Source organism: Halorubrum cibi, from assembly GCF_900182635.1.
GTDB classification, from domain to species: Archaea; Halobacteriota; Halobacteria; order Halobacteriales; family Haloferacaceae; genus Halorubrum; species Halorubrum cibi.
The window spans coordinates 26283-45858 of record NZ_FXTD01000014.1; the positions used below are offsets into that span (position 1 = coordinate 26283).

19 protein-coding genes are annotated in these 19576 nt (G+C 67.4%); 10 read left to right on the plus strand and 9 right to left on the minus strand.

Annotation, left to right across the window (positions count from 1 at the left end; all coding sequences use genetic code 11):
* The first annotated feature begins 30 nt into the window (after window positions 1–30).
* Together FN829_RS15050 and FN829_RS15055 are read left to right on the plus strand one after the other, a co-directional pair.
* Window positions 31–1719, plus strand: a complete 1689-nt coding sequence (locus FN829_RS15050; protein WP_142987762.1) for a methyl-accepting chemotaxis protein — start codon at window positions 31–33, stop codon at window positions 1717–1719.
* Between the two features lies 1 nt (window position 1720).
* A complete protein-coding gene (locus tag FN829_RS15055) occupies window positions 1721–2458 on the plus strand; it encodes a bacteriorhodopsin (protein WP_142987763.1) in 738 nt (245 codons plus the stop codon).
* A gap of 55 nt (window positions 2459–2513) precedes the next feature.
* Here the strand turns inward: FN829_RS15055 and FN829_RS15060 are convergent, their stop codons facing one another.
* Both FN829_RS15060 and FN829_RS15065 read right to left on the minus strand, forming a co-directional pair.
* Window positions 2514–3662 (minus strand): acyl-CoA dehydrogenase family protein, encoded by a 1149-nt coding sequence (locus tag FN829_RS15060; RefSeq protein WP_142987764.1) that lies wholly within the window; start codon window positions 3660–3662, stop codon window positions 2514–2516.
* 83 nt (window positions 3663–3745) lie between these two features.
* Complete coding sequence (locus FN829_RS15065; RefSeq protein ID WP_142987765.1) at window positions 3746–5107, minus strand: adenylosuccinate synthase; 1362 nt, start codon at window positions 5105–5107, stop codon at window positions 3746–3748.
* Between the two features lie 258 nt (window positions 5108–5365).
* On the opposite strand from FN829_RS15065, the gene FN829_RS15070 reads away from it, so the two are divergent.
* A complete protein-coding gene (locus tag FN829_RS15070; protein ID WP_066416926.1) occupies window positions 5366–5671 on the plus strand; it encodes a hypothetical protein in 306 nt (101 codons plus the stop codon).
* Between the two features lie 91 nt (window positions 5672–5762).
* Here the strand turns inward: FN829_RS15070 and FN829_RS15075 are convergent, their stop codons facing one another.
* Together FN829_RS15075 and FN829_RS15080 are read right to left on the minus strand one after the other, a co-directional pair.
* Window positions 5763–8186 (minus strand): DUF7527 domain-containing protein, encoded by a 2424-nt coding sequence (locus FN829_RS15075; protein WP_142987766.1) that lies wholly within the window; start codon window positions 8184–8186, stop codon window positions 5763–5765.
* Between the two features lie 132 nt (window positions 8187–8318).
* On the minus strand, window positions 8319–8816 hold the full coding sequence (locus tag FN829_RS15080) for an NUDIX hydrolase (protein WP_142987767.1): 498 nt from the start codon (window positions 8814–8816) through the stop codon (window positions 8319–8321).
* 111 nt (window positions 8817–8927) lie between these two features.
* On the opposite strand from FN829_RS15080, the gene FN829_RS15085 reads away from it, so the two are divergent.
* On the plus strand, window positions 8928–9707 hold the full coding sequence (locus FN829_RS15085; RefSeq protein WP_142987768.1) for an inositol monophosphatase family protein: 780 nt from the start codon (window positions 8928–8930) through the stop codon (window positions 9705–9707).
* A gap of 13 nt (window positions 9708–9720) precedes the next feature.
* On the opposite strand, the gene FN829_RS15090 is transcribed toward FN829_RS15085, so the two are convergent.
* Entirely contained in the window at window positions 9721–10695 is a 975-nt protein-coding gene (locus FN829_RS15090; protein WP_142987769.1) for a transcription initiation factor IIB, read from the minus strand.
* A gap of 293 nt (window positions 10696–10988) precedes the next feature.
* Here FN829_RS15090 and FN829_RS15095 point away from each other — a divergent pair, with 293 nt between their 5' ends.
* Window positions 10989–12215 (plus strand): M24 family metallopeptidase, encoded by a 1227-nt coding sequence (locus tag FN829_RS15095; protein WP_142987770.1) that lies wholly within the window; start codon window positions 10989–10991, stop codon window positions 12213–12215.
* A gap of 184 nt (window positions 12216–12399) precedes the next feature.
* Here FN829_RS15095 and FN829_RS15100 read toward each other — a convergent pair whose 3' ends face one another.
* Window positions 12400–13380 (minus strand): formyltetrahydrofolate deformylase, encoded by a 981-nt coding sequence (locus FN829_RS15100; protein ID WP_142987771.1) that lies wholly within the window; start codon window positions 13378–13380, stop codon window positions 12400–12402.
* Window positions 13381–13560: 180 nt separating this feature from the next.
* Between FN829_RS15100 and purS the strand changes: the two genes are divergently transcribed.
* From purS to FN829_RS15115, 3 genes are all read left to right on the plus strand, one after another.
* Entirely contained in the window at window positions 13561–13812 is a 252-nt protein-coding gene (purS, locus tag FN829_RS15105) for a phosphoribosylformylglycinamidine synthase subunit PurS (protein WP_142987772.1), read from the plus strand.
* On the plus strand, window positions 13809–14486 hold the full coding sequence (purQ, locus tag FN829_RS15110) for a phosphoribosylformylglycinamidine synthase I (RefSeq protein ID WP_142987773.1): 678 nt from the start codon (window positions 13809–13811) through the stop codon (window positions 14484–14486). Before purS ends, purQ begins: the two co-directional genes overlap by 4 nt.
* Before the next feature lie 125 nt (window positions 14487–14611).
* Entirely contained in the window at window positions 14612–15004 is a 393-nt protein-coding gene (locus FN829_RS15115) for a VOC family protein (RefSeq protein WP_142987774.1), read from the plus strand.
* A gap of 19 nt (window positions 15005–15023) precedes the next feature.
* Here FN829_RS15115 and FN829_RS15120 read toward each other — a convergent pair whose 3' ends face one another.
* The gene (locus FN829_RS15120) at window positions 15024–15302 is read right to left on the minus strand and encodes an acylphosphatase (RefSeq protein ID WP_142987775.1); all 279 of its coding nucleotides are present in this window, start codon (window positions 15300–15302) and stop codon (window positions 15024–15026) included.
* 84 nt (window positions 15303–15386) lie between these two features.
* On the opposite strand from FN829_RS15120, the gene FN829_RS15125 reads away from it, so the two are divergent.
* The gene (locus FN829_RS15125; RefSeq protein WP_142987776.1) at window positions 15387–15737 is read left to right on the plus strand and encodes a DUF4870 domain-containing protein; all 351 of its coding nucleotides are present in this window, start codon (window positions 15387–15389) and stop codon (window positions 15735–15737) included.
* A 505-nt stretch (window positions 15738–16242) separates the two neighbouring features.
* On the opposite strand, the gene FN829_RS15130 is transcribed toward FN829_RS15125, so the two are convergent.
* A complete protein-coding gene (locus FN829_RS15130) occupies window positions 16243–16617 on the minus strand; it encodes a VOC family protein (RefSeq protein WP_142987777.1) in 375 nt (124 codons plus the stop codon).
* A 170-nt stretch (window positions 16618–16787) separates the two neighbouring features.
* Here FN829_RS15130 and FN829_RS15135 point away from each other — a divergent pair, with 170 nt between their 5' ends.
* Complete coding sequence (locus FN829_RS15135; protein WP_142987778.1) at window positions 16788–18431, plus strand: thiamine pyrophosphate-binding protein; 1644 nt, start codon at window positions 16788–16790, stop codon at window positions 18429–18431.
* A gap of 87 nt (window positions 18432–18518) precedes the next feature.
* Here FN829_RS15135 and FN829_RS15140 read toward each other — a convergent pair whose 3' ends face one another.
* Window positions 18519–19310, minus strand: coding sequence for an HpcH/HpaI aldolase family protein (locus FN829_RS15140; RefSeq protein WP_142987779.1), 792 nt, complete (start codon window positions 19308–19310; stop codon window positions 18519–18521).
* Window positions 19311–19576 lie beyond the last annotated feature (266 nt).

The following is a 19576-nucleotide window of genomic DNA, read 5'->3' on the forward strand; positions in this document are numbered from 1 at the left end:
CCGTGGAAACTCCCTTCGTATCCACTATCGATGGGATTCGAACCGCTATCTCAACTCCGAGCCAGTTACGGCGTGAAGCTCGCGTCGTCGCTGGTCGGGGTGATGGGTGTCTCGGTCGCGTACGGGGTCGTCGTTTACGCTCGTACGGGGGATCTCGGTCCCGCGGGGGAGGAGGTCAGGTCCGGGCTGGTCGGCATGACGTTACTCGCCGTGATAGGGATCGCGCTGATCGGGGTGACCGTGGGGTCGAACACGGTCGTCTCGCTGCGACAGCTCACCCGGAAGGCCGAGCGGATGGCCGACGGCGACCTCGACGTCGCTCTCGACACCGGACGGAGCGACGAGATCGGGCGCCTCTTCTCGGCGTTCGACGGGATGCGCGGCTCGCTCAGACGCGAGATCCGCGAGGCCGAGGAGGCGCGCGCGGACGCCGAGGCGGCGCGGCGCGAGGCCGACGAGCGGGCCGCGACGATCGAGCGCAAGGCGACCGCCTACGAGGAGGCGATGCGGGCGCTCGCCGACGGCGACCTCACCCGTCGGGTCGATCCCGACTGCGAGAGCGAGCCGATCCGACGCGTCGGAATCGCGTTCAACGAGATGGCCGACGAGCTGGAGGGGACGGTCGCGTCGGTCGCGTCCGTCGCCGAGGACACCGCGACCGTCGCCGGAACGGTCGACGACCGGACCGAGAACCTCCGATCGACGACGGGGACGGTCTCCGGCGCCGTCTCGGAGATCGCCGACGGGGCGCGGACCCAGCGCGACGACCTGCGGGCGACGACCGACGAGGCCGAGTCGCTCGCCTCCTCGGCGGAGGAGGTCGCGGCGACGGTGAGCGGGGTCGCCGAGACGGCCGAGCACGCCGCGGCGGTCGGCGAGGAGGGACAGGAGGCGGCCGAGGCCGCGCTCGCACAGATGGACGCCGTCGAGGCGGTCACCTCCGAGACGACGGAGGACGTCGAGGCGCTGGCCGAGGAGATCGCGGAGATCGGCGAGGTCGTCGACACGATCGCCGAGATCGCGGAACAGACCAACATGCTCGCGCTCAACGCCTCGATCGAGGCGGCGCGCTCGGACGCCGACGGCGCGGGGTTCGCCGTCGTCGCCGAGGAGGTCAAGAGCCTCGCCGAGCGGACCCAGGAGTCCGCCGCCGAGATCGAAGACCGGATCGGGGCGGTCCAGGCGCGTGCCGAGGCGGGCGTGGAGTCGATAGCGGAGACCGAAGACCGGATCGAGACCGGCGTCGAGACGGTCGAGACCTCGATCGACGCGCTCGAGCGGCTCGCCGAGGCCTCCGAGCGAACCGACGAGAGCATGACCGAGATCACTCGCGCGACCGAGTCGCAGGCGGACACGGTCGACACCGTCGTCGGCCACGTCGAGGACGTCGCCGCCATCAGTGCGCAGACCGCGAGCGCCGCCGGCGACGTCACCGGCGCGGTCGACGAACAGGAGCGGACCCTCGTCGCGGTCGAGAACGCGGCCGAGGCCCTCTCGAGCCGTGCCGGCCGCCTCCGGCGCACCGTCGAGAGCTTCGAGTACGACGCCGACGAAGCGGACGAGACCGGCGACGTCGACTTCGACTTGGAGGGAGCTTCCCCGCGAGGAGTGGCGACCTCCGACGGCGGCCGGGACCTCGACCACGACGACGACCCGGGAGCCGACGGCGGCCGAACCGCGTTCGACTTCGCCGGCGGCAACCCGGAGGGGGTGAACTGAGATGCTCGCGAACGTCACCGTCTGGGCCTGGATCGGCGCGCTCGGGATGCTCGCCGGAACGGTTCCCTCGCTGTGGCTGTGGTACCGGCGGCCCTCGGAGGCGAAGTACTACGCGACGCTCGCCGGCGTCACGGGGATCGCGGCGGTCGCGTACACCGCGATGGGGCTCGGCGTCGGCAACGTCCCCACGCCCGGCGGGACGCTTCCGGCCGCGCGGTACGCCGACTGGCTGCTCACGACGCCGCTTCTGATCGCGTACCTCGCGTTACTCGTTCGGGCCGATCGAGCGACGATCGCGACGCTGATCGCGGTCGACGTGGTCGTGATCGCGGGCGGGGTCGTCGCCGTCTCGACGAGCGGCACCGTCTCGTGGGGAGCGTTCGCGGTCGCCTCGTTCGCGTACCTCGGGCTCGTGTACGGGCTCCTCGTGAAGCTCCCGCGGTCGGCCGCGGCGCGGGCGGACCGCGTGCGCGCCGTCTTCTACACGCTCCGGAACATCACCGTCGTCCTCTGGACGCTGTATCCCGTCGTCTGGCTGCTCGCGCCGACCGGGTTCGGCCTGCTCACGCCCGCGACGGAGATGCTGGTGTTCGTCTACCTGGATTTCGTCTCGAAGGTCGGGTTCGCGATCGTCGCCGTCGGGGGCGCGGACGCGGTAGCGTACGTCGAGGACAACGCGGCTCACGGGATCGAGGCCGACACCGAGCCGTCCCCGACGGGCGCGGAGTCGGCGGACTGAAGAACGGGGATCGAACCGGGCAGAGGGCCGCAGAAAATCGTTTTGTCCGACCCTTTCAACGCGACTGCCGGTAGATGAGATTGCGCTGGATGTCGTTTGCTCCCTCGTAGATCACCGGGATCCGGGCGTCGCGGTAGACGCGCGCGATCCGGCGGTCCGTGAGGATCGAACGCCCGCCGTGGAGTTTCATCCCCTTCTCGGCGCAGTCGACGGCGACCTCCGTGGACTTCGTCTTCGTCAGCGCCGCCCAGTAGCCGGCGTCCTCGCCGTTCGCGACCTTCTCGCAGGCGCGCCAGTTGAGCGCGCGGGCGGACTCGAAGCCGATCCGCATGTCGGAGAGCGTGTGTTGGACCGCCTGGAACTCGTCGACGGTGCGGCCGAACGCGTTGCGGTCGTGGACGAACGCCTCCGCCTCCTCGATGGCGGCGGCGGCGAGCCCCAGTCCGTGGCCGCCGACGATCACCCGACCGTGATTGAAGAAGTCCGCGAGGACGTAGAAGCCGCCGCCCTCGCTGCCGACGACGTTCTCCTCGGGGACGAAGCAGTCGTCGAAGACGATGTGTCCCTGCTTGGACGCGCGCATCCCCATCTTCTCGGGGATGTGCTCGGCCTCGTACCCCTCCGAATCGGTCTCGACGATAAACAGGGTGTAGTTGGAGTAGCGATCGTCGCCGTCGCCGGTCTTCGCGTAGACGGTGAGCCAGTCGGCCTCCACCGCGTTGCCGACCCAGTACTTCTCGCCGGTGATCTCGTAGCCCCCCTCGACCTTCTCCGCCTCCGTGGTCATGCCGGCGAGATCGGAGCCGGTCTCCGGCTCCGAGACCGCGAGCCCCGATATCTGGTCGTTCTCGGCAACCGGCCGGAGGTACGTCTGCTTCTGTTCTTCGGTCCCGTACTGCTCGAGCATCTCACAGCCGAAGCTGGCGAGTTGGAGGGTGAGAGCGATGCCGGCGTCGGCGCGATAGAACTCCTCCGCGATGGCGAGCACCTGTGCGAGGTCGAACCCCTTCCCGCCGTACTCCTCGCCGATGTCCTGTGCGACGAGTCCGGCGTCCATCCCGGCCTCGAGGATCTCCCAGGGGTACTCGCCGGACGCGTAGTACGCCTCGGCGTTCGGCGCGATGTGTTCGTCGGCGAACTCGCGGGCCTCGCGTTTGATCTCCCGTGCGCGTTCCGGCACGATACTCTCGTCGAGTAGGTCCATGCCCGGTACTCCGACCCACCGCGACAAAACGTTCGTGAAACAACGAAAAACGCGGGGTTCGTTTATCGTCCGATCGAACCCGTCTACGCGTCGGACGTCTCGAACGGGTTCGCCAGTTCGATCGTCTCCTCGCGGTCCGGCCCGACGCCGACCGCGTACACCGCCGCGTCCGTCTCTTCGGCGACGAACTCCACGTAGGTCCGCGTCGCCTCGGGGAGCGCCTCGTACCCCTCCGCCGCGACCGCGGTCCAGTCCACTTCCGACCAGGTGTCGAACTCGCGGTACACCGGCTCACACCGCTCCCACCGCTGGGTCGTCGTCGGCACGGTGTCGATGCGCTCGCCGTCGAGCTCGTAGCCGACACAGACCCGAAGCTCCTCGAGGCCGGCGAGCACGTCGACGTGGTTGATCGCGACCCCCGTGAACCCGGAGACGCGCGAGGCGTGGCGCAACATCGGGAGGTCGAGCCAGCCGATCCGGCGCGGTCGACCCGTGACCGTCCCGAACTCCCCGCCCTTCTCGCGGATATCGTCCGCGAGCGACTCCTCGCGGTCGTCACCGTCGAGTTCGGTGGGCATCGGTCCCGCGCCGACCCGCGAGAGATACGCCTTCACGATGCCGACGACCTCGCCCGACCCGACGGTCGTGACGCCGAGTCCGGAGCCGACTGCCGCCCCGCCGGCGGTCGGGTTCGAGGACGTCACGAACGGGTAGTTCCCGTGGTCGACGTCGATCGACGTTCCCTGTGCGCCCTCGAAGAGGATCCGGTCGCCGGCCTCCCGGCGGCGGTGGAGGAAGTCGCTACAGTTGACGGTCATCCCGTCGTCGGCGAGCCGCTCGCCGACTTTGGAGAACTCCTCGAAGAGCGCGTCGACGTCGAAGGCCTCCGCGTGCTCGGAGTCGCTCACGTCGAGCCCGTAGACGCCCTCGGCGACGGCGCGGTTGTGTGAGACGGCGTACTCGAGCCGATCGCGGAGCACGTCCGGATCGAGTAAGTCGCCGATCCGGACCCCCCGTCGCCCCGCCTTGTCCTCGTAGGTGGGGCCGATCCCTCGGCCGGTCGTTCCGACCTCGACGCCGGAGTCGTCGTCGGCTTTCCCCGCCTCCTCGATCCCGTCGAGGACGCGGTGATACGGGAGGATGACGTGCGCCCGGCGCGCGACCCGGACGTCCGGGTCGAGCCCGCGCTCGCGCAGCCCGTCGATCTCCGAGAATAGCGTCCGCGGGTTGACCACGCAGCCGTTGCCCAACACGCCGATCGTGCCGCGAACGGCACCGCTCGGTACCAGCGATAGTTTGTACTCCTCGCCGCCTTCGACGACGGTGTGGCCGGCGTTGTCGCCGCCCTGATAACGGACCACGACGTCCGCGTCCCCTCCCCACCGGTCGACGAGCGCGCCCTTGCCCTCGTCCCCGAGTTGGGAGCCGACGATGGTGACTGTCATACCGCTACCCCCTTCCGACCGGGGGGTAAAACAGATTACGGTCCATCGACGTGATAACCACACGAACGTGGATCGTTTTCGAACCGATCTCATGGAGATGTCGTCGTTCGTGCGTTTCTCGACCGAGTTTCGGCCGCGTCATCGACCGATCGTCGATCCGAACCGTTAACTACTCGCATGTCAATCCCTAAGCCGGAATTCGTCCTCCGCCCCTCGACAGCAACTTTTAAAAAGGGGCATGACGAGTTAACATATGGCATGATAGATCGACTCGAGAAAGAGGTAGATATGCTGGAGCGGCACCTTCAGGTGCTGCGGATGGTCATCGAGAACGAACCGATCGGGATCGTCAAGATGTCCAACGAGACGGGCTACCCCCACCACAAGGTCCGATACTCCCTTCGGGTCCTCGAAGAGGAGAACCTCATCGAACCCTCCAGTCAGGGAGCGATCACGACCGAGCGAACCCACGAGTTCGTCGACGAACTCGACGAGAAGCTCGACGACACGGTCGAGAAGCTCGGCTCGATGCGGATCGACGACGCCGCCGAAGTCGAGAACTGATCGACTGTCCCGTTTCGACGCGCCGTCCGAACGACCCGACGACTGACTCGCCTTCCCGACGACGTGAGTACCGACTTCGTCCGACTCCGCTCTACAGGTCCGGGACCGTCAGGTGGAACCCGCCCTCGCGCGACTCCACGAGACACAGGTGGTAGCCGCGCTTGCGCGAGAGCTTCACGAAGCTCTTCCGCTTCGAACGGTTGAACAGCCCGCCCCCGACCGCGTCGCTCGCGGCCTCCAGCGCGTCCGGCTCGAAGAAGCTCGCCGTCACCGCGAACGCCCCGGCGAACGCCTCGTTCGACTCCGCTATCACTCCGCCGTTCGCGACGAGCGACTCGAGGGTCGCGCCCGCCGTCGGCGCGCGCGAGTCGTTGAGCTCGGCGACGAAGAGCGGGTTCCCCATGCGGTCGCGCAACACCAGGTCGAACGAGCGTTGCTCGCGGACCTCCTCGCCGTTCTCCTGGATCACGACCGAGACGGAGCCGCCGATCTCGGCGCGGTCGATCTCCGGGAGCGCGTCGTAGAGGTCGCGCAGCGCGCTTCCGTTGCCCGTCTCGCCCACCTCGAAGGGAAGATCCTCGACGAGCCAGCGAGTGAATCCGTACTCCATCGTTCCCCGGAGGAACGACTCGAACGGCTCGCCGTCGACGACCAGCCCCTCCGTCTCGAAGCTCGTGTGGTGTTCGATCCGGAGGTTATCCCGAAGCTCGTCGCGCCCCACGGCCCCGTCGTGGGCGTCGTCAAGCGTCGCGCCGCCCTTCGAGTCGTACCTGATGAACAGGTTGGTCCCGTCACGCGCCTCGGCGGGCGACAGGCTCCGCTCGCCCTCGGGGAGCCGTGACTCCGCCTGATCGAGCCGGTCACGGAGGCGGTCAACCTCGTTTCGGACCCGCTCGAGCTCGTCCTCGAGCCGGTCGCGCTCCGTCTCGAGTTCGTCGCGTTCGCCCGTTACCACGTCCAGCTCCTCGCGGATCCGGTCGCGCTCCGCCTCGAGTTCGTCGCGCTCGGCCGCGATCTCCTCGCGGGCGGACTCGGCCGTCGAGAGCGCCGACTCGAGCTCCTCGATCCGTTCGCGGACCTCGCTTGTTGCCCGTCCGGAGACGGCCGCTCGCCCCGAACCGGGCCGGTCCGTCGAGCGCGGGCTCGGCGACGATCCCCCGGCGGAACCGTGGTCCGCCGTTGGCCCCTCCGAGGAGTTCCCGTCGGTTCGCGATCGGCTTCCCGACCCCCCCGACGACCCGCCGGATCGGTTCGAGGAACCGCCGGTCCGACGGTTCGTGCTCGCGGACGACCGGTTCGGGTTCTCGACGCGCTCGTCGGTCTCTGACGGATCGAGCGCCGGGATCGACTTCGTCTCGCGCCACTGCGCCTCCTCGGAGAAGACGTCGTCGTCCGAGGGACCGTTCGATCCGGTCGCCGGCTCGACTCGTCGATCGGCTCGCCGTTCCGTCGGAGTCGCTCGGTTCTCGGATTCGGCATCTCGGCTCTCGGACTCGGCGTTCTCGACTCCCGTCGGATCGGTCCCCGGCCCGGTCGATCGGTCCGTCGCGTCTCCGTGCTCGTCGCCCCCGCGCTCGTCGTCGGTCCGATCGCCGCTGTCGGGACGCTCGCTCTCGCGGCGGCCGCGGTGGTCGTCCCGCTGCCCGGGATCTCCGTCACCGTGTTCGGGCGCGCGGTCGTCGTCCTCGTCTGCGGCGGCCGCGTTCGCCGACACTTCGCCGTTGCCGTCGACGTCGCCGTCCCGGTCGTTCGGCTCCGTCTCCTCGGCGGTTGCTGCGCCGGCGCCGGCAGCGATGCCGGATTCGGTCCCGTCGGATCCGGTCCCGTCGGATCCGGTCCCGCCAGCTTCGGTCCCGTCGGATTCGATTCCATCGGATTCGGTTCTCTCGGTCCCGTTTCCGTCGGCCCCGTTTCCGTCGGCTCCGGTTCCGTCGGATCGGTTCGACTGGGACGCGTCGACGTCGGCTCCTCGATCCGCCTCCGGGACCTCTCTGACGTCGAGATCGACCTCGTAGACGGTGTAAATACCCACCTCGTCGTTCGCGAGATCGAACGCGTCCTCGCCGGCCTCGAGCCGTCGCGCGTTCCCGACGAACGCGGCCGCCATCGACTCGCCGCCGGTGTAGGTGACGTAGTAGTCCCCGGAGAGCACGTTCTCGGAGAGCTCGACGTACCCGGTAAACCCCCCCTGAGAGAGCTTCCGGTCCGCCTCCGAGAGCGGCGTGTCCTTCGTGTAGTACCGCGCGCGCTGTTCGCCGCCCCGTTCCTGCATCGCGAAAAGAACCGGAAGCGCCTGGTGGGGCGCCTCGTAGATCGTCCCGGAGGCGTCCGCGAACCCGTCGAGATCCGCGTCGACGGTCCCGACGACGCGACCGTCGAACATGAACAACCACCCGGTGCCGTCGGTCGCCGCGCCGGAGAAGCCGCGGTCCGCGAACCGGCGGAGCCCGTCGAACCCGCCGTCGAACTCCCGCGCGTCCCACCCGGTGATGTCCTCCCTTCGCTGTGCGTCCATTCTTACCGCTAGTTCGCTAGCACCGACCCAAATACTTTCCGGACCGTGAGACGGCCGTCAGACACCGGATCGCCCGGATTCACCCGGGTCGGCCGTGCTGCGTCGATCGCGATGACGTCGTATCGATCGCGATCACGCCGCGTCGTCCCCCGATCGCTTCGCGTCGCTCACCGTCTCGATCGCCTCTCGGCCCAAGTCGATCACGTCGGCGTCGAACTCGCTCTCCCGAAGCTCCTCGGGAGTGTACCACGACCACGCCTCCGCGTCCGCCTCGTCGTCGCCGACGGGATCGATCCGACGGGTCGGAACCCGCGCGTAAAAGAGGTGATCGATGTGCTGGTGACTCACCGATCCGTCGGGATGGACGTCGATGTCGTGGAGCATCTGGTGGGCCGGCTCCGGGAGCGGCCGCCCGTTCGGCGTCTCGACGTCCGCACGGTCGGCGACGAGCTCGGCCTCGAGTCCCGTCTCCTCGCGAACCTCTCGCAGCGCAGCCTCGTGCGGCAGCTCGTCGCGCTCGATGTGGCCGCCCGGCGGGAGGTGGATGCCCAGCCGATCGTGCTCGTGGAGGGCGGTCGCGCCGTCGTTGACGACGTACGTGGTCGCCGTGAAGTGGCGGGTCGTCTCCATACCGACCCGCTCGTGCCGACTCGATTTGTACGTTCGGAATAACGGCGTCGACGGGCGTTCCGTCGCCGCCTTCCACGTGGTTCTATCACCTCGGTGGTCGAACGTCCGGTGATGACGGATCTGGACGACCTCGAAGCCGTCGCCCGCGCGGCGGTGCTGGCCGGCGGCGCGGAGCTTCGGGAACGCTACCGAGACGGAGACGCCGCCGGCGAGTACGGCGCGACCGACGTGAAGGCGGCCGCCGACGAGGCGGCGGAGGCGCGCATGCTCCCCGTGGTCCGACGAGCGTTCCCCGATCACCCGGTCTTCGCGGAGGAGGCCGGCCGCTTCGACGGGACTGGTCCCTACCGGTGGGTGATCGACCCGCTCGACGGCACCAACGACTTCACCGCGGGGTTGCCGACCTTCGCCACGTCGGTCGCGGTCGTCGACCTCGCGGACGGCGAGCCGATGCTCGCGGCCGTCAGGCAGCCGGCGACCGGGGAGACGTACCTCGCGCGTCGGAACGACGGCGTCGCCTACGATGGCGAGCGGGCGACCGCCGACAGCGACGTCGCCCTCGAGGCGAGCACGGTCGCGACGATCGTCGGCCGTGACGTCCCGCGGGACCCCGACCTCTCCCGGCGGGCCGACGAGATACGCGACGGGCTGGCCGCCGAGGTGAAACGAACCATCGACAGCTGGGCCCCGACGGTCCACTCCGGCCTCTTCGCTCGCGGTCGGCTCCAGGGGCTCGTCCAGTTCCACCCCGACGAGGAGGAGCGCGCCGTCACCGAGCTGTTCGCGGAGGAGTCCGGTGCGGCGGTCCGCCGGGAGGGGCCGCTGTACGTCGCGGCCGCCGATGAAGAGCGGCTGGACGCGCTGTGGGCGGCGGTCGGCGGTGTGCGGTGAACCCGGGAGGCGATCAGTCCATCGTGATGCCGTCCTCGGCCTCGAGCAGCTCGTGGTAGCGGTTTCGGATGGTGACCTCGGAGATGTTCGCGACCTCGCTCACCTCGCTCTGGGTCACCTTCTCGTTGGTGAGGAGGGCGGCGGCGTAGACGGCGGCGGCCGCGAGGCCGACCGGCGACTTCCCGGAGTGGATCCCCTGCGACTTCGCGGTGTCGAGGAGCTGGCGGGCGCGACGCTCCGACTCGTCGGAGAGGCCGAGGTCGGAGGCGAACCGCGGCACGTAGCTCTCGGGGTCGGCGGGCTGGATCTCCAGTTTGAGCTCGCGGACGACGTAGCGGTACGTCCGCGCGATCTCGTCCTTCTCGACGCGCGAGACGCCCGCGATCTCGTCGAGGCTTCGGGGGGTTCCGGCCTGTCGCGCGGCCGCGTACAGCGACGCCGTCGCGACGCCCTCGATGGATCGGCCGGGGAGGAGGTCCTCGTCGAGCGCGCGGCGATAGATGACCGAGGCAGTCTCGCGGACGTTGTCCGGAAGTCCGAGTGCGCTCGCCATCCGATCGATCTCGCCGAGCGCCTGCTTCAGGTTGCGCTCCTTCGAGTCGCGTGTGCGGAACCGCTCGTTCCATGTGCGGAGCCGCTGCATCTTCTCGCGTTGACGACCGGAGAGCGACTTGCCGTAGGCGTCCTTGTCCTGCCAGCCGATGTTGGTCGACAGGCCCTTGTCGTGCATCATGTTCGTCGTGGGCGCGCCCACGCGGGACTTCTCGTCCTTCTCTCGCGAGTCGAACGCGCGCCACTCCGGCCCGCGGTCGATCTCGTCCTCCTCGACGACGAGCCCGCAGTCCGCACACACCGTCTCGCCGTGTTCGGTGTCGGTCGCGAGCTGGCCGCCGCACTCGGGACAGCGGAGTTCCTCGTCGGCCGAGGTTTCGGCCTCCTGTTCGTCGTCGACCCGCTCGGTCGTGTAAGTTCGAACGTTGTCGCTCATTGTGTTTGGTACTCGTGGAGGGACCGCGGGACCGAGAGATGGATCTCGGTTTCGTTTTCCTCACCCGTCGATAAGGAGGAGAGACGGATAAATCTTTCTTTCGACATCGAACGAGAAACGGCCGTCTTACCCGGGTGATGAGGCGATACGATACGTTTTCGGGAGTGATGGACCGTCGTGTTCGTTCGTGACCGTTCGAGCCGTCTCTCCCCGAAAATCCAGTATATATCTGTTTCGTCCGCGAGCGGTTCCGCGAGGGCAACCGATTTGACCTTCCGTCCGCCAGGATCGGCATGAACCGGACGCGGCTCGACCGCCTTCTCGGCGACACCGACACGGACGGCTACCTCCTCGATGCCTCTCAGGACGACGCGAACCAGTTGTATCTCTCGGGGTTCACCGGCCCCGACCCCTTCCTCACCCTGTACGCCGACGGAGAGATCCACGTGCTCGTCTCGGGACTCGAGTACGGACGCGCGCGGACGGAGGCCGCCGCCGACACGGTCGAGCGCCACGCCGATTACGACTACGAGTACGGCGGGCGCGAGGAACGGTACGACATGTACGCCCGATTCGTCCGCGAGAATGGTGTGGAGTCGGTCTCGATGCCGCCTCGCGGTCCGGTCGGGACCGCGGACGCGCTCCGCGAGCGCGGGATCGACGTCGTCGTCGACGACGAGGACGTCCTCGAGGAGGTCCGAGCGGTCAAGACCGACGAGGAGATCGCCGCGATCCGGGACGCCCAGCACGCGAACGAGGCGGCGATGCGCGCCGCGGAGTCGCTGCTCGCCGAGGCCGACGTCGCCGGCGGCGGAGGCGCATCGAGCGACGCCGTCGCCGACGGCGACACGAGCGACACCGGCGACGTGGACGCCGTCGAGCCGGGGACGCTCCTCCACGACGGGGAGCCGCTCACCAGCGAGCGGGTCGCGGAGGAGATCGAGGTCACGCTGTTGCGACACGGCTGTGCGCTCGACGAGACGATCGTCGCCGGCGGCGCGCAGGCGGCCGACCCCCACGACCGCGGTTCGGGGCCGCTCCGGGCGAACGAGCCGATCATCGTCGACGTCTTCCCGCGGTCGAAGGCGACGAAGTACCACGCGGACATGACGCGGACGTTCTGCGTCGGCGAGCCCGACTCCGAGGCCCGGGAGTGGTACGACCTCACCGAGCGGGCGCTCGATGCCGCCCTCGACGCCGTGGAACCGGGGGCGACCGGCGAGGACGTCCACGCCGCCGCCTGCGAGGTGTACGAGGCGGCCGGCGAGCCGACCTTCCGGACCGACCCCGAGACGGAGACGGGGTTCATCCACTCGACCGGTCACGGGATCGGCTTAGCCGTCCACGAGTCCCCCCGCCTCTCGAGCGGTGCCGGCGAGCTGGAACCCGGCCACGTCGTCACCGTCGAGCCCGGTCTCTACGACCCCGCGGTCGGCGGAGTCCGGCTCGAGGACCTCGTCGTCGTCACCGAGGACGGCCACGAGAACCTCACCGAGTACCCGATCGAGTTCGTCGTCTGATCGCTCGGCGTCGTCCGATCGCTCGATGTCGACGCGATCCGCGACGCTCGCCCTGACGCCGACGGTTTCAAGCGGTCTTTGCTCTCGCGGCACACCGGTGAGCGGGTCGGTGACAGCGAGGAGTCCGCGAGGAATCCACGAAGAATCCGCGAAGTCGATCCGGGTGCCGGATCGGCTCGACCGCTCAGTCGGACCCGGGGGTCGGCGCGTCCGGGCGAGTCAGCGGCTCGCCGTCGACCGGCTCCTCGGGGTTCGCCTCGATCGCGGCCGCGGGAAGCCCGAGATCCGGCTCTGACTCCGTTTCCTCCCGCACGTGGACGGTGCCGCGGTGGACCGCGATCGCGTCCGCCAGGTGGAGCCGGACCGCCTCCAGCAACGCCTCGGCCTCGAGGGGCTGTCCGCGGCGTTTGATCTCCTCGACGGTCGCGCCGTCGGGGACGTCGAAGGCGCGCTGGGCGATGACCGGACCCTGATCGAGGTCCGTCGTCACGTAGTGGGAGGTGACCCCCGCGATCCGGACGCCGGCGTCCTTCGCCTGTCGGTACGCCTCCGCGCCGGGGAAGGCGGGGAGGAGGGAGGGATGGACGTTGATGATCCGGCCCTCGTAGCGGAAGACGACCTCCGGCGAGAGGATACGCATGTAGCGCGCCAACGCGATCAGGTCCACGTCGTACTCGGCCAAGAGATCGAGCAGCCGTCCCTCGTCGGTGTTGCCGCTCCCGTCGCCGACGTCGTAGAAGGGCTTGTCGTAGCGCTCGGCGAGCGACCGGAGGTCGCCGCGGTTGCCGATCACGACCGGGATCTCCGCCTCGCCGTCCTCGGCGAGGTCGCCGTTCGCCTCGGCCTCCAACATCGCCTCGGGGACGTGCGTCTCCTTCGTGACGAGCAGCGCGACCCGCCTCGCGTCCCGGTCGCTCGGGAACCGAACCTGGATGTCGACGTCGAGGTCGCGGCCGAGCTCGGCGAGCGCCCGCCGGAGTTCGCCGCGGGAGGTGGTCATCTCCGACGTGTCGACCCGCGTCGTCATCCGGAAGACCCCCTCGCGGACCGCCTGGTCGAGCCCCTCGATGTTGATTCCCCGCTCGAACAGCAGGGACGTGACCCGCGCGATGAGTCCCGTCTCGTCTCCTCCGACGACCGTGATCTCGGTCAGTTCGCGGGTCATGCGCCGATCACCTCCGCCGGTTCGAACGTGGGCATACACCCTCACCAGACCCCGGAGGGGTTTGCCCCTTTCGTTCCGTTTCGGCCGGGATTCCCGATGATCGACCGAAATAGATCCACGCTCGTGTATAGACGAGGTGTTCCAAAACGGTTTTTACACACGACCCCGCACTATCGGACGATGACCGAATTCACCGCGACCGTGACGGTCCGGCTGAAGCGGGGGGTGCTCGACCCGGAGGCCGAGACGACGAAACAGGCGCTCGAGCGGCTCGGGTTCGAGCTCTCTGCGCTCCGCTCGGCGGACCGGTTCGAACTCGACCTCGAGGCCGAGGACGCCGCGTCGGCGGAGGCGCGGGCCGACGAGATGGCCGAGCGGCTGCTGGCGAACCCTACGATCCACGACTACGACGTGGCGGTCGCGCAGCGATGACGGTTTCCGTCGTCCAGTTCGGCGGGTCCAACTGCGACCGCGACGCGGTCCGCGCGCTCCGGCACCTCGGGATCGACGCCGAGCGGGTCTGGCACGAGGACGGTCTCCCCGCCGAGCCCGACGGGATCGTCCTGCCGGGCGGCTTCTCCTACGGCGACTACCTCCGGGCGGGCGCGATGGCCGCGCGCGCCCCAGTCATGGCGGAGGTCCGCGAGGCGGCCGAGGCGGGCGTCCCCGTCCTCGGCGTCTGTAACGGCGCGCAGATCGGCTCGGAATCGGGGCTCACCCCCGGCGCGTTCACGACCAACGCCTCCGCGCGGTTTCAGTGTGAGCCGGTCCACCTCCGCGTCGAGCGCGCGGACACCCCCTGGACCGCCGCCTACGACGAGGGCGACACCATCGAGGTCCCCATCGCCCACGGCGAGGGGCGCTTCGAGATCGAGGTCGACGCCCACGACGAGCTCGTCGCCGAGGACCGCGTCCTCTTCCGCTACTGCGACGAGGCCGGGAACGTCACCGAGGAGGCGAACCCGAACGGGTCGACCGACAACGTCGCCGGCGTCCTCGGCGAGCGCGAGACGGTCGCGGTGTTGATGCCCCATCCCGAGCGCGCGACGCTGCCCGACGTGGCGACGAGCACCGACGGCGCGGGCGTGCTCCGCGCGTTCGCCTGAGCCGCTGATCGATCCCGGACCCGGACGCCGCGGTCGACTCCGGACCCGGACGCCGCGGTCGACCCCGGACCCGGACGCCGCGGTCGACCCCCACGGTTTTGCGAGTCGAGGCCGAATCTCTCCCCGTGAAGGCACGTCACATCGACCACGTCAACCTCCGGATCCCCGAAGGGGGCGTCGAGACGGCTCGAGAGTTCTACGGCGACGGACTCGGCTTCGGCATCGAAGACGCGCTCTTCGAGGCGGACGAGAAGCCCTTCCTCGACGTGCGGCTCTCGGCGACCGGGGTGATACATCTCTGGCCGACCGCGGAGTTCGAGCCGCCGACGGCGACGAACTACGACCACGTCTGCGTGGTCGTCGAGGAGTCGCTCGATGCGATCGAAGCGGAACTCGACGAGGCCGGGATCGAACTCGAGCGGACGCTCGAGTCGCCGCTCGGTGCGACCGGGGAGGCCCCGGCCGCCTACGTCCGCGACCCGTTCGGCTACCGGATCGAACTCAAAGCGCGGGTTTGAGGGGGATCTCGAACGCGCCTCACCGCCGGATCTCGAACCCCTCGATCCCGTCGGGGTCCTCGTACGTCACGTCGACTTCGTCGACCTCGGCGGCCGGACTGCCCGTGTGACACCACTCGACCATCCCCTCGACGGCGGAGTCGGTCCCCTCGAAGACGGCCTCGACGCGCCCGTCGTCGAGGTTCCGAACCCAGCCGTCGACGCCGCGCTCGCGGGCGGCGTCCCGCGTCGTCGCCCGGTAGAAGACGCCCTGGACGTTCCCGGTGACGTACACGTGTGCTCGCGTTCGCGAGGACATCTCGGTGCCGTGTTCGGCTCCGGGGCGGGTAAAAACGACGGTATCGACGCAATATTTATGAGTCTCCTATTTCATCCGTGACATATGTCCGTAGAGATTGACGACGGCGAGCCGGGAACGGTCGAGGGTGACACGACGCTGGCGGCGCTGGCACACGCCTCGGCGCTCGTCGCCTCGGTTCTCGGACCGGTCCTGTTCTTAGTGCTCGCGGACGACGACGACGACCTGGTGAAACGGAACGCGAAGAACTCGCTGAACTTCCAGATCGTGATGTTCGTCGCGTTCGTGGTCTCGGGGCTCCTCTCGGTCGTGCTCGTCGGCCTACTGTTGATCCCGATCTTCGCGATCATCGATCTGGTGTTGGTACTCATCGCCACGGTGAAAGCCAACAACGGTGAGGTGTACGAATACCCGTATACGCCGAGTATCGTCTGAGATCGCGGCACGGAATCGCGCTGAGGATCGCCGCGCGGAATCGTCGTGACGAGTCCGCGGATACTCTCCGATGAGCGAAACATCGGAAACGGATCCAGAGGCTCTCTGAGTTTTCCGGATATATTCGTGTCCGAAACAATCACTCGCTGACGAGTGCTTATCGAATCCGGTTACGCGTCCCGTTCATCCCAAACCGCGCTGAAACCTCGTCCGATCGAGTATCCAACTAGTGCACTCACGCCGGATTCGATTGCTCCGGTGACAAGTGGATCGTTGTCAAGCCGGAGCGTATGCGGTCGACCGTGATATAACCCATGCGGGTCGGTCTTCATACGGTACGTAGGAGCGTGTAAGCGGCACTGAAAAGCGTGAACCACAACAGCGTCCGGAAGAACAGTTTGCTGTAGATGTCTCTGCCAGGCATCCGGGCGTAGAATCGCCGCTCGGTCGCAAGCACCTTGCCAAGAGGACCCCGTCGTTCGCCTCTCATACTACGCTCGTTCGCTCACTCCTCGAGGGTTTCGATGAGTTCGACCACGTAGCCTTCGGGGTCGGTCACGAACGCGATCCGAACACCCTTGTCCGCAAGCGTTCGGGCCTCGTTGACGACTTCGCTCCCGTGGTCGTCGACGAGACGCTCGACGGTCGCATCTACGTCGTCGACCCCCACGGCGATGTGGTCGATTCCGGCCGGTCCCGGATTTCGCTCCGTACCATCGTGCTTGAACTGGATCTCCGTGTCGCTCTCTCCAGCTACGTACGTGTTCGTCACGCCGTCGAGATCGAACTCGCGCGTGCGCTCGAGTCCGAGTCCGTCACAGTAAAACGACAGCTGCGTCTCGATGTCGTCGACCCAGACGGCCGTATGTAGAACGTCCATGCTACGCTCATCAATTATCAGGGTAAAAGCGTACCGGCCTCGCCTAAAATATCGAGAGAGAGAGGGCAGGATCGGGGACACGATCGTTACAACACGGGACGATCCGGCTCACTCGCCCCGGGACACTCTCACCTAAAGCTTTACACTACTACCCTACGGACCCCATTTCAATGAAGGTCAACGAGGCTATTATCGACTGTCTGACCGAAAACGACATCGGTACCCTGTTCGGCATTCCCGGCAAGCAGTCGCTTCCGCTTAACGAATCGATCAGCGAGCGCGATGACATCCGATTCGTCATGGCTCGACACGAGACGGCCGTCTCCCATCAGGCGTGGGGATATGCAGAAACGAGCGGGAAGATGGCAGGCACGGTCGTTATCCCGGGACCGGGCGACATGAACGCGATGAATGGCTTGAAGAACGCGCTGAACGACTGTACGCCGCTCCTCCACATGGCGGTCGAGACCGAACCGGAGATCCGCGGCGGCGACGGGATTCACGAGACGCCTCCGGACACCTACGACAACGTCGTCAAAGAGAACATCACGGTCGAGACGCCACAGAGCACGGTCGCCGAATTACAGCGGGCCATCGACATCGCACAGACGGCCCCGAAAGGCCCCGTCCGGATCGGCATCCCGAAGAACTTCCTCAAGATGGACGTCATCCTGGCGGAACGGGGCGAGGTGGAGCCGGCGACGTTCAGCGGCGTTCCCGAGGCGAAAGTAGAGGCCGCGGCCGACCTCCTCGCGGACGCGTCGACGCCGATCGTTATCGCTGGCGGCGGCATTCGCGCGTCTGAGGCGAGCGACGAGCTGAGAGCAGTAGCCGAGCGCCTCGAGGCGCCGGTGGTCGTCACGTACAAGGGAAAAGCAACCTTCCCGGACGACCACGAACTGATGGGGGGCGTGCTCTGTGGCGGCACCGGGACCGACGTCAAAGAGCTCATCGCCGATGCTGACGCGGCGCTGGGTGTCGGAACCGATTTCGACGCGGTCTCGCTCCACAATTGGTCGATCGAGGTTCCCGAGAACTTGGTTCACGTCACCATCAGTGCCGACGATATCGGGACCGGCTACGATCCGGCAGTGGGGATCGTCGCCGACGCGGCGCGAACGCTCAGTTCGCTGGACGACGAGCTCGCCGAGCGAACGATTGCGGGTGGGACCGGCGTCGAACGGGCTCGCGAAACGCGAGCCGGTGTCGAAGCTCGCCTCGAGGAACTGCGTGGAGTGACGGAGGCCCCCTTAACATCGGTCACGGCGTTAGACGCGATTCGGGAGGGGACGCCGCGCGACGCGGTTATCGCCGTCGACGCGGGCGGGTTCCGACTCTGGACGCTCCTGACGTTCCCGGCGTTCGATCCTCGGAATTACGTCAATCCTGGCTCGTGGGCGACGATGGCCTCGGGAGTACCCTCCGCGATCGGAGCGAAGGTCGCCAACCCCGACCAAGACGTCGTGGCACTCACCGGTGACGGGGGCCTGCTGATGTGTGTCCACGAACTCCATACGCTGGCCGACGAGGATATCGACGTAACGGTCATCGTCCTCAACAACAGCGACTACGCGATCATCAGCGAGGAGGCCGGTCGGAGCTATCGGATGGACGAAGGCGAGTACGGCTGGAATGACACTCCGGTCTCGTACACCACCGTCGCCGAGGGACTGGGTCTCGACGTCGAGCGGGCGGAGACCCCTGACGAAGTCGAAACCGTCGTCGCCGACGCGATCGCGAGCGAAGGACCGACTCTCGTAGAGATCCCGACCGACCCCTACGAACCGCAGTCCGGCGTCTGGATGAACGACTGAGATCGGTCTCACGCGTGAGTGGGAGGCGATAGTCACTATCGTCTACCTCCCCCTTTCGTCTAGTTGAATAGTCCCGCGTCGTGTCGATCAGGAACGGTCGGCGTCGCTTTGTTCGTACGTGTCTCGGATCCGTTCACCCTGTTCTATCAGCGTCGTCATGTCCTTTCCCGCAATCAGGAAATCAAATCCTCGTTCAACGCGGTCTTTCACGTCCTCCTCGCGGACGGTGAGTGTGCCGACGGGAACGCCAGCACTCGCGCCGTCGTTGAGCACGCTATCGATGGCATCGTTCAGTTCGGAAGCGTCCCACTCGGCGAAGACCCCCAGTGACGCCGACAGATCCGCCGGACCCACGAAGAGCGCGTCGATACCGTCTGTCTCCGCGATCTCCGCCGCGTTTCCGACTCCGGTCGGTGTCTCGATCTGTGCGATCGTGATCAGCGATCGGTGGCTCTCCTCGACGTAGTCCACGAAGTTTTGACCGTAGCCAGCCGCACGGCCCGACGCAACCCCGCGGTCACCGTCCGGCGGATACCTCGTCGCACGGACCAGCGCTTCGGCCGCGTCCGGCGTGTCTATCATCGGGACCATGATGCCGTCCACACCGATGTCGAGTATGCGCTTGATCCGAACCGGGTCGTTCCACGCGGGCCGAACGATCACGGCGAGGTCGTCTGGGGCGCCTGCCGCCGCTCTGGTGAGTTCCGCGACGGTTTCGAGGCTCACCTCACTGTGTTCTGTGTCGACGAGCACAAAGTCGAATCCCGCTCTCCCCGCGGCCTCTACGATCGCGGGATGACCGATCGAGATCCACGTCCCGATCGCGTCACCGTCTTGGAAAAGCGTCCGAAAGTCGCGGTCGGATGACCGTTCAGTCATTCTTGTACCTGGTTTTCGGATCGTCGACCGACTGGTCTCGTGGCCTGCTTTCGCGAGTCACGGATAACTGGTTACGACGCGGAGTGCTCGGTTGAGGAACGGATCCCATCGGTCGGCGATACCGATGCGAGTAGCAAAAAGATGTGTTTTCACCCGTTACAGAGCGGTCAAAACTGCTCTGTTGAAGAGCGACCTTATCAGCCGATACCACGGGTTTAGAAGGGTGAAGCCGAGGAAATCGAACCAGACATGGAAATCGACATCCT

Excerpts from the sequence above, each read along its gene's own strand:
- FN829_RS15050 (WP_142987762.1), top strand. The coding sequence starts at position 31 with ATGGGATTCGAACCGCTATCTCAACTCCGAGCCAGTTACGGCGTGAAG.
- FN829_RS15055 (WP_142987763.1), top strand. The coding sequence starts at position 1,721 with ATGCTCGCGAACGTCACCGTCTGGGCCTGGATCGGCGCGCTCGGGATG.
- FN829_RS15060 (WP_142987764.1), bottom strand. The coding sequence starts at position 3,662 with ATGGACCTACTCGACGAGAGTATCGTGCCGGAACGCGCACGGGAGATC.
- FN829_RS15065 (WP_142987765.1), bottom strand. The coding sequence starts at position 5,107 with ATGACAGTCACCATCGTCGGCTCCCAACTCGGGGACGAGGGCAAGGGC.
- FN829_RS15070 (WP_066416926.1), top strand. The coding sequence starts at position 5,366 with ATGATAGATCGACTCGAGAAAGAGGTAGATATGCTGGAGCGGCACCTT.
- FN829_RS15075 (WP_142987766.1), bottom strand. The coding sequence starts at position 8,186 with ATGGACGCACAGCGAAGGGAGGACATCACCGGGTGGGACGCGCGGGAG.
- FN829_RS15080 (WP_142987767.1), bottom strand. The coding sequence starts at position 8,816 with ATGGAGACGACCCGCCACTTCACGGCGACCACGTACGTCGTCAACGAC.
- FN829_RS15085 (WP_142987768.1), top strand. The coding sequence starts at position 8,928 with ATGACGGATCTGGACGACCTCGAAGCCGTCGCCCGCGCGGCGGTGCTG.
- FN829_RS15090 (WP_142987769.1), bottom strand. The coding sequence starts at position 10,695 with ATGAGCGACAACGTTCGAACTTACACGACCGAGCGGGTCGACGACGAA.
- FN829_RS15095 (WP_142987770.1), top strand. The coding sequence starts at position 10,989 with ATGAACCGGACGCGGCTCGACCGCCTTCTCGGCGACACCGACACGGAC.
- FN829_RS15100 (WP_142987771.1), bottom strand. The coding sequence starts at position 13,380 with ATGACCCGCGAACTGACCGAGATCACGGTCGTCGGAGGAGACGAGACG.
- purS (WP_142987772.1), top strand. The coding sequence starts at position 13,561 with ATGACCGAATTCACCGCGACCGTGACGGTCCGGCTGAAGCGGGGGGTG.
- purQ (WP_142987773.1), top strand. The coding sequence starts at position 13,809 with ATGACGGTTTCCGTCGTCCAGTTCGGCGGGTCCAACTGCGACCGCGAC.
- FN829_RS15120 (WP_142987775.1), bottom strand. The coding sequence starts at position 15,302 with ATGTCCTCGCGAACGCGAGCACACGTGTACGTCACCGGGAACGTCCAG.
- FN829_RS15125 (WP_142987776.1), top strand. The coding sequence starts at position 15,387 with ATGTCCGTAGAGATTGACGACGGCGAGCCGGGAACGGTCGAGGGTGAC.
- FN829_RS15130 (WP_142987777.1), bottom strand. The coding sequence starts at position 16,617 with ATGGACGTTCTACATACGGCCGTCTGGGTCGACGACATCGAGACGCAG.
- FN829_RS15135 (WP_142987778.1), top strand. The coding sequence starts at position 16,788 with ATGAAGGTCAACGAGGCTATTATCGACTGTCTGACCGAAAACGACATC.
- FN829_RS15140 (WP_142987779.1), bottom strand. The coding sequence starts at position 19,310 with ATGACTGAACGGTCATCCGACCGCGACTTTCGGACGCTTTTCCAAGAC.